Origin of the sequence: Dyella dinghuensis (assembly GCF_003977615.1) — a bacterium.
Taxonomy (GTDB): Bacteria; Pseudomonadota; Gammaproteobacteria; order Xanthomonadales; family Rhodanobacteraceae; genus Dyella_B; species Dyella_B dinghuensis.
Genome location: NZ_RYZR01000003.1, coordinates 444,153 through 457,162, shown reverse-complemented (window position 1 = coordinate 457,162; position 13,010 = coordinate 444,153). Strand labels below are relative to the sequence as shown.

13 protein-coding genes are annotated in these 13,010 nt (G+C 57.5%); 4 read left to right on the top strand and 9 right to left on the bottom strand.

Annotated features, from left to right (window positions below; translation table 11 throughout):
* Positions 1–110 precede the first annotated feature (110 nt).
* Positions 111–1,844: a S53 family peptidase gene (locus EKH79_RS05080; protein ID WP_126672697.1), complete on the bottom strand. Its 1,734-nt coding sequence runs from the start codon at positions 1,842–1,844 to the stop codon at positions 111–113.
* Positions 1,845–2,549: 705 nt separating this feature from the next.
* Between EKH79_RS05080 and EKH79_RS05075 the strand changes: the two genes are divergently transcribed.
* A complete protein-coding gene (locus tag EKH79_RS05075; protein ID WP_126672696.1) occupies positions 2,550–2,984 on the top strand; it encodes a hypothetical protein in 435 nt (144 codons plus the stop codon).
* A 23-nt stretch (positions 2,985–3,007) separates the two neighbouring features.
* On the opposite strand, the gene EKH79_RS05070 is transcribed toward EKH79_RS05075, so the two are convergent.
* Entirely contained in the window at positions 3,008–4,654 is a 1,647-nt protein-coding gene (locus EKH79_RS05070; protein ID WP_126672695.1) for an MASE1 domain-containing protein, read from the bottom strand.
* Positions 4,655–5,023: 369 nt separating this feature from the next.
* Here EKH79_RS05070 and EKH79_RS05065 point away from each other — a divergent pair, with 369 nt between their 5' ends.
* On the top strand, positions 5,024–5,302 hold the full coding sequence (locus tag EKH79_RS05065; protein ID WP_126672694.1) for a 2-hydroxyacyl-CoA dehydratase: 279 nt from the start codon (positions 5,024–5,026) through the stop codon (positions 5,300–5,302).
* A 3-nt stretch (positions 5,303–5,305) separates the two neighbouring features.
* On the opposite strand, the gene EKH79_RS05060 is transcribed toward EKH79_RS05065, so the two are convergent.
* The 7 genes from EKH79_RS05060 to EKH79_RS05030 all read right to left on the bottom strand — a co-directional run bounded on the left by EKH79_RS05060 (position 5,306) and on the right by EKH79_RS05030 (position 10,402).
* Positions 5,306–5,470: a DUF1427 family protein gene (locus EKH79_RS05060; protein WP_126672693.1), complete on the bottom strand. Its 165-nt coding sequence runs from the start codon at positions 5,468–5,470 to the stop codon at positions 5,306–5,308.
* A gap of 34 nt (positions 5,471–5,504) precedes the next feature.
* The gene (locus EKH79_RS05055; protein WP_126672692.1) at positions 5,505–6,473 is read right to left on the bottom strand and encodes a quinone oxidoreductase family protein; all 969 of its coding nucleotides are present in this window, start codon (positions 6,471–6,473) and stop codon (positions 5,505–5,507) included.
* A 116-nt stretch (positions 6,474–6,589) separates the two neighbouring features.
* Complete coding sequence (locus EKH79_RS05050; protein ID WP_126672691.1) at positions 6,590–7,369, bottom strand: AraC family transcriptional regulator; 780 nt, start codon at positions 7,367–7,369, stop codon at positions 6,590–6,592.
* Between the two features lie 80 nt (positions 7,370–7,449).
* Positions 7,450–8,151, bottom strand: a complete 702-nt coding sequence (locus EKH79_RS05045) for a PspA/IM30 family protein (protein WP_126672690.1) — start codon at positions 8,149–8,151, stop codon at positions 7,450–7,452.
* A 14-nt stretch (positions 8,152–8,165) separates the two neighbouring features.
* Positions 8,166–8,987: a heavy metal-binding domain-containing protein gene (locus EKH79_RS05040; RefSeq protein WP_126672689.1), complete on the bottom strand. Its 822-nt coding sequence runs from the start codon at positions 8,985–8,987 to the stop codon at positions 8,166–8,168.
* On the bottom strand, positions 8,984–9,934 hold the full coding sequence (locus tag EKH79_RS05035; protein WP_126672688.1) for a heavy metal-binding domain-containing protein: 951 nt from the start codon (positions 9,932–9,934) through the stop codon (positions 8,984–8,986). Before EKH79_RS05035 ends, EKH79_RS05040 begins: the two co-directional genes overlap by 4 nt.
* A 78-nt stretch (positions 9,935–10,012) precedes the next feature.
* Positions 10,013–10,402, bottom strand: a complete 390-nt coding sequence (locus EKH79_RS05030) for a hypothetical protein (RefSeq protein WP_126672687.1) — start codon at positions 10,400–10,402, stop codon at positions 10,013–10,015.
* Positions 10,403–10,906: 504 nt separating this feature from the next.
* Here EKH79_RS05030 and EKH79_RS05025 point away from each other — a divergent pair.
* Positions 10,907–11,572 (top strand): response regulator, encoded by a 666-nt coding sequence (locus EKH79_RS05025; RefSeq protein WP_126672686.1) that lies wholly within the window; start codon positions 10,907–10,909, stop codon positions 11,570–11,572.
* The gene (locus EKH79_RS05020) at positions 11,569–12,990 is read left to right on the top strand and encodes a sensor histidine kinase (protein ID WP_233590191.1); all 1,422 of its coding nucleotides are present in this window, start codon (positions 11,569–11,571) and stop codon (positions 12,988–12,990) included. The genes EKH79_RS05025 and EKH79_RS05020 overlap by 4 nt, the downstream gene beginning before the upstream one ends.
* The last annotated feature ends 20 nt before the right edge of the window (positions 12,991–13,010 follow it).

Sequence of the window (13,010 nt, the reverse complement as noted above, 5' to 3'; positions counted from 1 at the left end):
CAAATCGGAACCTATGTTTGGCGGCCCTTGAGTAGATGTCAAAAAAAGGGCGCGGATAACCGCGCCCCTTCGTTTACTCAAAGTCCTCTTCGAATCTCTCGTTGGAACAATTACTGAGCCAGGTTGTTGATCAGCGCAGCTTGTGGGCTGCCCCATCCAGTGACGAGGTCATAGCCCTTTTCAGTCGAGAACTTTTCGTTCTTGCCACTCGTGATGTCGTGGAACGTTGTCGTATAGGTCGTTCCTTCGGGTGCATTGTTGGCATAGACCGTTGGGTTCAAGAAGCCCACATAGGCGGTGCTGCCGTTGTTGGCAATCTGTTGATCGGCCAACGCCACAAACGCGGCCCACATGGGTGCTGCGAAGCTCGTACCACCATACTCATTTGCCTGGCAGCTGCCGTCGGCGCAGGTATAGAAGGTGAAGTTTGCATTGGCCGAAATATCTGGACCGTTGCGATATTTCGTTGAGCCCTTATTGGTTGAGGTGATGACGCCGGAGATCTGCTGCCACGTGGGAATGGCGATGTCGTTGGGGGAAATACCACCCGATGAATCGCTCCACGCTGTTTCCGACTTCCAGGGACCTGCGGCGCTCGATGTCACCAGATCGGTGCCACCGACGCTGATGATGTGAGCATCGTCAGCAGGCCACGATTCTGCGTTGCCGGTCTTTGTCCATTCACCCGAATCGCCGGACGCGACAAAGAAGCTCTGGCCTTGTGCGGCCATCTTTTCAAAATAGGGATCGAGTGTAGTGGCGTCTTCCGGCGTCCAGCCCCACGAACAGCTGAGCGTCAGCGGCAACACTCCGTTGGAATCGGTTGTCGTTGTCATCGCGCTAATGATGGCGGTGTCGGTGGAGCCGACATACATGACGACGCTGGAAAGCCCTGGCGCCATGCCTTGTGCTTGCGTCACGTCGAGCGCTTGTTCGCCATCGTCACAGCTACCGGTGCAGCTCGTGGAGGTGCCGTCGGTAGAAACAACGGTGAGGTTATTCGGATTGGTTTCCTTGGCGTTCTTGTAATACAGCGTGATGTCCGCGGTATTGATGCCATAGTATTCAAAGAGACCCAACGTCTGACCTGCACCGGTAAGCGAGCCGTTACCGTAATATGCCGCGCGCATGTCGCTGCCCAGGAACGAAGAAGACGGGCCCGAGCCGGTGGTCGCATGCGACACCACGGCGTCTGGCGAAATGCCGTGTGCGGCGGCGTAATCGCTCTTCTTCTCATACTGCGGATGCGGAATCGAATAGTTGTCGAGGCCCGACACGTGCCACAACGAAATGGCAAGCGAAGTGGTCGGCTCACGATCTGGCGCGTAGAACTGGCGATTCTCAGTCGGATGCTGATACATGCGCATCTTGACGTTGAAGGCCGTTTCCACGGCAGAAACCGGACCTACAGCTTGCACGTCCATGCTGTCACGGGTTCCACCGGTCACCGTGAAACCGTTTCTCGTCAAGTATTGAACGACGGTGTCATAGTCACTTTGCGAAGGCCCAAAGCGTTCGGTGAACTCTTGTGGTGTCACGTATTGCCGATACTGCAGGCTTGCCGGGTTGCTGACGGCCGCCACGAACTGATCAAGGCTGGCCTGATCGCGTACGGGCAGCACAACATCAATGGCCATTAGTTTGCTGGAAGGAAGCGTGCCTACTTCTTGCGCTGTGGCCTGAGCGACTGCCGCTCTCACGTGATGCGTGTAGAACTGCGCTGCATTGGCAGCGCCGCTTGCGCCAACTGCCATCATGATTGCCAAGGGCAGCGCGCAGAGCTTGCCGCGCGAATTGAAAATCCCCTTCGCCGAAAACGATTTCATCAAATCTGTTCTATTCATTTAAACCTACTCCCAAGGTTAATAAGAAAGAAGAAAAGATTGTGAGGAAACTAAATTGATGCCCCCCTCCCCAGGGGTGCCAAGTGGCTGCAGGAGCGTAGGGTGATGTTTGTGCTCACGCGGTGAAAATTTGTGACTTGAAGTTCAGTCGCATGGTTGTTTTCTGCCGCTACGCAAACGGGAAGCCAATCGGAATGACTGACGCTTCCCCTATGTTGAAAACGTGATGTTGATCACGTGCACGCGACGTCGACATAAGCCTTCGCGAGAGTAGTGCAAGCCCATCGCTCGCTGTCTGACGTATGCAGAAGCAGCACGTGCTGCGCTGAGAGATAAAACCAAAGCGTATCCGTTGACGATGGTGCGTAGTGACTCGGTGGAGCAACGCGAACTCGACTATCTCGCGACGATGGTGCTCGAAGTTGCTGACCACCGCGGTCACATCCCGAAGTTCGATCGAATCCGGTAGCGCAAAAGCATCAAACCTGGTGCTTGCGCAAGAAAAAACGATTGTGTGCCTCAAGTGAGACAGGGTGCCCAGAACCGGCAGCTACATCGGGTTAGTAGGTGTAGGTGCTTGGCACGGCCTAGACGTATCTGGGGCTACCGTGCCGAGGGCAATCCGCACCACAACCCAAAAAGGGGATTTTTATGTTCTGCAAATCATCCAAATTCGTTTCTCGTCTGACCATCGCAGCAGGCGTCATGGCTCTTTCGCTTTCCGTATCGGCGCTGGCTCAAGCACCCACCACCGGATTGGGCCAATCGTGGCCGAACGCTACCGATGTGAGCGTCAGTCCGCACTATCACGTTTATGTGTTCGTGCGTGACGGGATCCGCTACATCCAAATCAACGACGCCAACGGCACAGTGCGTGGCGCTGTCGCGACGGCGGGAGGTCAGACGCTGGTGTTGCCGATCGGAACGGATGCTTCGTCCGTGCAGGTATCGCAGGGCAGTGTCCAGAACGCTGATGCTTCCACTGCAGCGACAACCGAGACGGTTTACAACGACAGTGCAACGCAGATCACGGCTACGCCTCAGAGCACTGGAGCAGTAACCTTCGCCATCTCCAACAGTGCTGGCCTGTGTTCTGACCCAACGAAGTGCAACATCGGGACGATCTCCATTAACCAATGATCGGCACTGTTTAACGTTGCCTGTCAACGTATGTAGAGTTCGCGTGCGGGAGCGCCGGTTGTGGCCTCCCGCAATGATTCGTAGGCGTCATGCATCAACGCGGTAATCTGGATATTGCCTTGCATGCGACGTACATGCAGACCGCCGTCATACAAGCGCACATGATCGCGCATAGCCTCGATGCCCATTCCGTTGGTGCCGAGTTTAAGTGCGACCTGACGGCTGTCGCATTTGGTGTAAAGAGGATCGTTGATGTCGGAAGGGTGCGTAGATCCTTCAACGCGCAGCGTCGCCCATTGCTGTCCGTTTGTAAGGCCGCCACGTAGTGTAATGGCTACCGAGGACCATTCTTGTTGTTCGCAGATATAAACGACCGCTTCGCATGCGAAGCGGTAGATGGCGGCGTGCACGCTGGACGAAAGTTGGCTCAGTCCACGACCTTTGAGTTGGAAGCGATAGGCAATGCCACTTTCATCCAGTGAGCGCGCTATGGTTTCTCCTAAGGCGGCGGGCAGACCACGTTCACGCCACGCTATCGGATGCATGGACTCCGCCAGTCGATAGACTTGGTTTTGTGTCGTGGCGACTTGCTTGAAATACGTCTGGCCTTCCGCCAGCGGGAGCATGTGTTTGAATCGGTTAAGCAACCTGGTTTGCGTCAGCTGTAGCGTACCGCCGATCTGTTCCAGCGCCTGGGCGGTTTGACGCATGCGTACTTCGCATGCATAGAGCCCTTGCTGTGCGAGTTTTACGGCTGCTTGCGCATCGAGTTGTTCTTGTTCCTCTCGCGCATTCTGCGCACTGATGCGCACACCCAGCGCAAATAGGCTGGTGGAGGCGAACGCGATGAAGGCCTGCGTTTCGACCAGACCCAGATTCGGGTCTGCCGCATTGCCTATGAAGATGCAGAACATCACAACCGTTGTGCCGATCGCGGCAGCTCGCCAGCCATGTTTGGAAGTGAGCCACGCGACAGGGAGAAACATGGCCATCTGAATGACCTGGCGGATGTCGACCGACACATCTCGATACATCCATACAAGTACTGCCAGCGTCGGCAGCAACAGCATGGCTGTATCCAGCGTCAGACGACTCTTGGTCCATTCATCCCATTGCGCACGCCACGGCAGAGGTTTGCGTAATTTGAACGCCAGGGCAAGCGGTACGATGGTGAGGATGCCCACGTATTTACCGAGCACTGCATAAGGAATTTCTATCCATTGGTAATGGTGGAGGGCTCTGGCGGAAGCAATGGCAGTGAGTCCGCTGGCATACCCCATCGCGACCCAAATCAGCGACAGCGTCGTAATGCAGATCAGCAGCGCCTTCAACTTGACTGTTCGCTTCGAGGGAAACATCCCGAGTTTGCGAGTACTCCACCAAACGATGGGCGCTGCAACAAGCATCGGAGGTATCGAGCTGACAATGACCCATAGCGTGCCAAAGCGTTCTGCCATGGGGTAATAAAAAGGAATGATGGCGGCGCATTCACCAACGATCAGCGCTGGCCAATAGCGAGGGGGAAATAACAACAGGCAGCTAAGACGCAGGCCGGCGGTCACCGTCCATACACCGCCCGAATAAGGCCGCAGCACGGTGTAGACGAGTGCATATCCGAGCGCCACGGCAATCTGGCGCACCCACCTATTTTCAGCGATTGATTTGATCATCCCCGCGTCCCCTGATGTCGAGATAACCGCACCCCAGCCATCCCTGAGCGGTGTAACTCGCCGATAACGCTGTAAGGCAATTCATGAAGCGTGCCAACCGTGCAGTTCGGTCAAAGACCAGGGCGGCAAGCGGTGACAGTCCTGAAACAAAGAATCGCAGCGTTACGCTCAGGCAATCATATGAAATGGCGTGATTCAAAACGTGAAGGGCGACACATCGGTTTTCCGCTTGTCTATCCGCGATATCGGCACGAGCTTGCCAATCATTAAGCCGTGATCGAGAAAACTTGCGCTGCCCATGGCTGGCGGCCCTAACAAGCCCAGCGTCTATGAGATAATCGGGGCTCCCTGCAGCACCCCCACGTTGCCATGACACTCCCCAAAGACGCCTTCCGCCGCTTCCAGGAAGAACTGGCAGCGCTCGACAAGCAGAACGAACAGCGCCCACCAAGCAAAAAACAGGCGGCCTTATCCGCTATGGAAAGGGCGAAAGGGGAATTTCTTGCCCTGAAAGAGCGTTACAAGCTCTCGGTTGCCGACGTGGTGTCCTTCTTTCCGGAGGAAGAAGGCATTGCCTACCTGCAGGGACTGATTGCCCAGGCAGAAGCCAAACCGCGCCGGGGGCGCAAGCCCAAAGCCAGCGTTTAACGCCTACGGCATCATCGAGCGGATTAATGCCACGAGCTGCTCACCCGCCAGCATGCCGAACAGGCCAACCAATGCCACGGTAGGCGGTGCCGGGGATTTGACGCGCAAGAAGCCGTAAATCAGGCCAACCAGTACGCCCACGGCTACAGATACGAGGTAAGGCTTCATCGCCGCTCCTGAATGATGGGGTGGGTGCTGACGCTCAAGGGACGATTACGACGCGCCCGGTCGTACCACGGGCCACTGCCTCATAAGCTTCGCGGCCCTGAGCCAGGGTGAACCGCTGGGCGATGACTGGGGCATCGAACTTGCCCTCGTCAAAACCAGTGGCAATCGCCTTCATCAGGCGCGCCGACTCGGCCACGCCCAGTTTGGCGCTGTCGGCGCCTAGCAACTGTGTTTCGTTGTGGTAGAAGTCGATCAGGTCGAACTCGACGCGGCGCTGGCCTGTTGCGCTGATTTCCACGACGCGGCCGCGCCGCTTCGCCAGCCCAAGCGCCATGTTGAAAGCGATGCCGCCTACGCTGTCAAAAACGACATCGGTACCGTCAGCCAAACCATCCAGTTGCCGTACGCGAGTGACGGTGTCGTCATCGAACATCACGAAGGTATCCACACGCCGGCCCGCAGGTGAATTCGGATCGAGTGGACCGCGATTGATTCCGATGACTCGGCATCCAAGCGATTTGGCGATCTGCGTCACTGCACCGCCCACACCGCCGCCTGCGCCGATCACGGCGATGGTTTCGCCTTGACGCAATTGCGCGAAATCGATGGTACCGAGCCATGCAACCACAAAGTTCACGCCTACCGACGCGGCTTCTTCATGACTCAAGCTCTTCGGTTTTCGCACCAGGGCCGCGACAGGTACTTTGATGTACTCGGCATGCGTGCCATCGCGCGTGAAGCCGATATCGCCGCCGGTTCCCCAGACTTCCGCGCTGATCCAGTCCTTTGGCCCTTGTTCCACCACACCGCTGAAATCTCGCCCGGGAATGCGGGGCAACGTCGTTTGCGAAAAATGTCCTGAAACGTTCTTCACGTCACTGGGGTTAACCGACGCCGCGCGAACGCGTACCAATGCGCTATCGGCATCGATAACCGGGGTAGGGACATCCACGTACTCCAACACATCGGGTTTGCCAGGATGGTCAAAGCGAAGCGCTTTCATAAATGTCTCCGTCATAACGAAGGCTTACGTTGAGGGGAAAGTGTAGATGACCGCCGCGCCGACGATCGGTCAAAAGCATTCGAATTTCGGCCAACTGCTGCAGCTTAAAAATACGTTTACTGAGCGGATGCCGCGGGTTGGTAGGCTACCGGTGAAACACCCAGCTCGCGACGGAACATGTCGCTGAAACTGCTGGGCGAATAGCCGAGCGATCGCGCAATGGCATGAACGGCGTGGCCTTCCGCAAGGCGCGACGTCGCAACGGCCAGCTGGACCTGCCGGCGCCATTCGGCGAAGCCCATGCCGAGCTCCTGTTGGAAAAGGCGAGAGAGCGTTCGTACGCTAGCGCCAGCCTGATCGCTGTAGTGTTCGAGTGGAATATCGAGCGATGGATGGTCGATCACGGCACGACACACCGTTTCAAGACGCCGATCGGTTCCGGCGGGAAGCATGATTCGCAACGTACTGGTCTTCGCCGCAGCGAGTTCCAGCACGATCAATCGGTTCGCTGCATCGATGTATTCCTGGCTACGATGCTCACCCTGTTCGGCCATCACCACAATCAGCTGCCGCAGCAAAGGACTGACTTCAAATACTTCGCCACGTTTACCAAGCGCTTCGGTCGCCTGCGGATGCAGATACAGATTGCGCATGCGCACCGCACTCATCATCTTGATCGAGTGCAATGTTTCTGGTGGCACCCATACCGCGCGCTGCGGCGGCACGACTAGCGCTTCAAACCCGATTTCCACCCACATCACGCCTTCGACGGCATAAAGCACCTGCGCCCACGTGTGGGAATGCGTTTCGACATACGTGCCGCGCGGATACTCACGTTGCAACGTAAGCAGGTGGCGACCGTCTTCGCCGAGTGGAGGAGGGGCTGCACGTGTCATCACGTGCATAGCATATGCCCGCGCGAGGCATGGTGCTGCAGAAGCAGCTGCCGGCTCGTGAGCCGGCAGCTGGATGGGCGTCAGGCTTTGCCAAGCTCCGCCTTGAGTTTTGCCAGTTCGGCGTCGATGGCGCTATTGCTGCGCATGGCGTCGAGCTCTTTTTCGCTGCTGCTTCGATGATCCAGCGGATCATTGAGAACGCCGGCTTTCAGCAAACCGTCCATTGCGTCGGCTTTGGCCTGGGCACCAGCAACCTTATCTTCGGCGCGACGCATGGTATCGCCGACATGGCTGAGGTGATCGCCCACCCCCGTCAACGACTCGGTGACCTTCACCTGCGCCTGAGCAGCCGCGTAGCTGCTCTTCATCACTTCTTTCTGCGTGCGGAATTGTTCGATGCGGCCTTCCAGTGTTTTCTGGTAGCCGATGAGCTTTTCGACCTGCGCGCTGATGTTGTCATGTGCCTTGCCAAGCGACTGCAATTTTTCCTGCGCGGCCTGACGTTTCACAAGCGCTTCGCGGGCCAGATCCTCGCGCGACGATTGCATGGCAAGTTTTGCATTGTCCTGTGCTTGATCGGCTTCCTGCGTGGCCTGGTCCATCTGCCGCTCAAGCAGCTTCTGTTCTGTCACGACTTCCGCCAGATGCTGCTTGGTTTCCTGCAGGCCGGAAATCATTTTTTCATACGAAAGATCGAGCTGCTCGTTCGGATCTTCCAGCTTGTTCAACAACGAATGCGTTTTGGCCTGAAGCAGATCGGCTACGCGTCCAAGAATGCTCATGTCTGTACTCCCGTTCAATTGTTGACGGACAACACCAATTGCGGATCGGGAATGGTGGAAGCATCCCGTTCGGTCGTAATCGGTGTCACCGCCGTGCCTACGGCAAAGAATTCGATTATATGCGGTTGCCAGTTGTGCGAACCCTCGTGGAGGTCGACGCCGACGACGCCTTCTGCCTTCACGGCGGTCGCTTCATGTTGCATGCGTTCCATGGCAATTTCGCGTGCGTCGTAGAGCGCTTGCGAGAAGTTGGTCAGCTCGGTGTTGTTGCCAACGTTGCCAAGCGCCTTGAACATGCCTTGATGTGCGACGTGATACACGCACGATCCCATCACCATTTCCAGCGGGCGATAACCGGCCTGCAAGAGTGTCCAGAAATCCTGCCCGGAAAGATCGGACGTAAAGGGTTTGCCGTTATGCCCTTTATAGCCCGGGTGTCCCTTGGCGTGTACCACGCCCGTTCCGATGGCGATGAATTCCAGGATCTTGTCATCCCATTCCATGCGCTTGACGGTGAGTTCCACGCCCACGATACCGTCGGCACCCATGCTTTCGGCTTCCGAGCGCATGCGCGACATCGCGAGTTCGCGCGCGTGATACATCGCTTGCGAAAGCACGTTCATTTCCTGGTTCTGGCTCCAGCTCGAATACTGGATGCCCAGGTGGTAAATGCATGAGCCGACGCACAAGCCGACCGGTTCAAAACCCGCCTTGCGCACCAACAGGAATTCGTTGACTGAAAAGTCCGAGGTGAAGATGCCACCCGGATGTCCTTCGCTGCGCAGGCCCTTGAGCCGTTCAAGCGCGTGTTGCGGAATCGCCGTGCCGTCACTCATATCGAACCCTCTTCCTGATTGGTGTCATAAGCGTTGTGTCCATGCTGGCGTTCTTCGAGCATCGGCGAAGTGCCATCACACATATCTACAACATGTCGGATGTCATGCGGCACAGCGCCGTAGCGTTTGCTATCCACCACGGTGCCGATCACGATGTGCCGGCCCAGGTAACGAGCGGCGTTCTGCTCTTCAACTTTCAGCAATTCGCCGAAATGCGTATGTGCAAGCACGCCATTGCCATCGCGCTGCGTGTCCTGGCGAAGCTGGAGAAGTGCCTTGCGCCGTACGCGTTCCCAGAAGTTACCCAGTTCGGTAAGCGGCTGATTGATCCAGCCGCCCTTGGCGTCGAGATTGGCCCATGAGTAAGAATTCAGCCATTCGTAGTGCGCGCCAATCGCAATGCCCGTCGGCACGATGTCGGCCTCGAGCAAGCGCATGAATTCAAGCGCGGTCACCGTCGCGACCACCGGCTCGGGATTGGGCGGCAGGCCTTCGACGCGAATCGCGGTGCCCATCACGGTGAAGTCCATGCTCGCGCCCACGTGCAGATTGATTTTGCGCATACGCACGTCGACGATGGCGTTGGCACCGGCAGCGACGGCTTCCTGCTGCATGCGCTTGAGCGCCTGATGCCACCCTGCTGTGTGTCCATTCGTCCAGGAATAGCCATAGTGATACCAGCATGTGCCGGACACCATCGCGATGGGGCGAACCTTGTAGCGATGCGTTTGCGCAAGCTCCGCAGGCGTCATCGTGGAGATCCACGGAAGTTTCCCGCTGGATGCGTCACTCAGACGCTGTTTGACGAAGGCGGGAAGGCGATGATGATGCAGCGCACTTTCCCATTCCGCCTGCCGCTCGGCATTGCTGCCGGCAAAATCTTGTTGCGGTGCGCCCTGGGAGGACGGGGAAGGGGTATTACCTTTGAACCGATCAAACCATGACATTCGAAACTCCAGGCTGTAATCCTTGCAGCGGGATTCGAGCGATAAACGGTTGAGCCGCCGGACACGCGGACATCATCGTCAGGACATCAGGAAATCGTGTAGTACGTTTTGCGCGGAACCGGCGTGTTCGGCGAGCGCCTGAATTTCGTCGTGGAGAGCGGCAAGCCATGCCGGCACATCCATCTGTTCGGTACTTAGCGTCACACCGTGTACGCTCTTGCTGCGCTGTGCCAGAAGACGGCTCTTCTGCAGCGCAAGCACGTATGTGTGGTTATGTGCATCGACCGAGATCTTGACGGCGTGACTGATCTTGGAGAACAGGCCGTCCTTCTGGCGCTCTACCGTCACGCGTCCGGGAATGGCGCCTTCCAGTCGCACCGCGAAGGCCTCCATGAATGCCTTCAGATCGCCTTGCGACTTGCGAAACCATGCCGCATTCAGATCGAAATCGTTTGGAAAACTGCTCAACGCCCACGCCCCCGCAGTGCCGTTTTACACCACGTGACGCCTTGCCGCGGCCATCCGTGGTCCGTGAAGCCGTATCACTATGTTCGCGATACCGAAATAGCGTAGCACGGCTTCTTCCGGCTCGGCATGGGTCGAAAGAAAGGCTGCTTTTTGCGTCTGGAGGGCTTGAGAAGTGCGTTGCTTCCAAAGCGAGGTCTACTTCGATGACGCCTTGAAAATGTGTGGCAGGTTTGTGTCACGTGCTTGAATCGCCAGGGTGTTTTGAGCCCTTCCGATCGTCCTTAAGTCTCATTGGTCCGCACGCGACCGTTGGGCTGCTCATGCTCCTTGTTGTTTCGGAACATACAAGCCTTTGGAAAATCTCGAATAATCGCCGGCAGAAGCTCGTCTTGGCCAATTAGGGGCGTGACTGGAGAAAGGATAAGTAAGACCACCCTAAGTTAATCTCTGCACAATCGCTTGCGAGGGTACGCCCGGCGATAGGGTTCAGAAGGTCATAACGGTATGCACATCATCCTGGTCGAAGACGACCTTCAGCTCGGCACCGCGATTCAGAACGCGTTGGAAAAGCTTTCCTACGCGGTTACGTGGTTGCGCGATGGCCGCGAGGCGCTGGTGGCGTTGCGCGATCAGACGGCGGACCTCGTCCTATTGGATCTGGGCTTGCCGGGCAAGGACGGGCTGGACGTCTTGGCCGAAGCGCGCCGCGCGCATGTCAACACGCCGGTGATCGTGATGACGGCGCGCGATGCGCTCGAAGCACGCGTTCGCGGTCTGGATGCAGGTGCGGATGACTATCTGGTGAAGCCGTTCCATGTCGATGAGCTTAGTGCGCGCATTCGCTCGCTGACGCGGCGCGCACAAGGATTAGCCGCCAACCGCATCGACGTCGGTGTGATCAGCCTGGATATCGGAACATCCGAAGCGGAATATCGCGGCAAACGCATCGAGCTGACGCGTCGCGAGTTCTCGTTATTGCGCATACTGATGGAGCGGGCGGGGCGCATCGTGCGGCGCGAGCATCTGGAGAATTCGCTTTACGGCCTCGACAACCCCGTGGGCAGCAGCGCCTTGGAGGTTCAAATCCATGCACTGCGACGCAAACTCAGCTTCGATGCGATCCGCACGATTCGAGGCGTCGGCTACATGATTCCAAGAGACCCAACGTGAAGCCACTAAGCCTGCAGGGACGCCTGCGTTGGATGATCGTCACTTTGCTGTTCGCGGTGTTGCTGCCATTAGGCCTCTACAGCTTTCGGCGTACGCTGATCGAAACGCACGAACTGCTGGATGGCCGTCTTGCCGAATCCGCACGCACGCTCGATGTATTGATGCAGCACGAGGGCATCGATGCATTGCGCCGTCCGGAGCAGGGGCCACTTATCGTACCCGTCATCGGCCGCAAAGCCGAAGAAGAGCTGATGCATGGGCGAACCTACGAGTCCGAAGTGGGCTATCAAGTGTTCGACATGCACGGTCACGTACGCCTGACAACCGCCAACCTCGCGCAATTACCGCTGCCGCAAACACCGTTATCGGGTTTCGAGAACTATCAGTTCGATGGTTACGGATGGCGCGTGTTTACCTTCGTGGATGATGCCAACGGCTTTGTCATTCGCATGGGCGAGCGCGATGACAGCCGCCGCGGTATTTCGCATGCCTTGTGGCTGGATCTTGGCATGCCACTGCTTATCGGGCTCCCGTTGCTGGCACTGCTGATCGGCTGGGCTGTGCGCCGCGGGTTGCGTCCGCTGGAACGTCTGAGGCAAGCGCTTGCATCGCGCGCACCGGGTAGCCGCCGGCGCATCGAGCTGGAAAGAGCGCCGCAGGAATTGCAACCTGTTATCGAAGCGCTCAATGCGCAGTTGGAACGTCTGGAAGATGCCCTGGAACGCGAGCGGCGTTTCAGTGCCGACGTCGCACATGAATTACGCACGCCGTTGGCATCGACGATGATTCACCTGGACGGCGCGTTATCGACGAGCGAGCTTCCGGCGACCAAGGCTTCTCTCGCTAGCGCTCAGGTTGGTCTTTCAAGACTTGCCCGGCGTATCGAACAACTGCTTGCCTTGGCGAGATTGGAAGCGGGCGCTGCAGCAGGACAGCGCAGTGAGGTCGATCTTGTTGTCGTGGCGATGAATGTCATCGATGAACTGGCGCCTTTGCTGGGCGAAAGTGGCGTCGAGTTCGCGTTTGTCGGTCACGAAGATACGTTGAAAGTACAAGGATACGAAGCGGCTTTGGCCGCATTGCTGCGTAACCTTATCGAAAACGCGATGCATCATGTTCCCGCCGGCGGCAGCGTTCAATTGTTGTTGAAGCGAGCGACGGAAGCGGCCGTGATCGAGGTGATCGATAACGGACCTGGCATTCCTGCGGAGCGTCGCGCCAGCGTCTTTGCACGCTTCCATCGTGAGGCGAGCAGCAGCGGAGACGGCTACGGACTGGGACTGTCGATCGTGCAACGCGCCGCGCAGTTGCATAACGCTGCGATCGAACTGCTCGATGCGCCTTCCGGTCGTGGTCTACGAGTAAGCGTCGTGATTCCCACACATTTTGTGCGTGGCGCATCTACGGAATCGGTATGACGGTTGCCTAACCGCCGGTG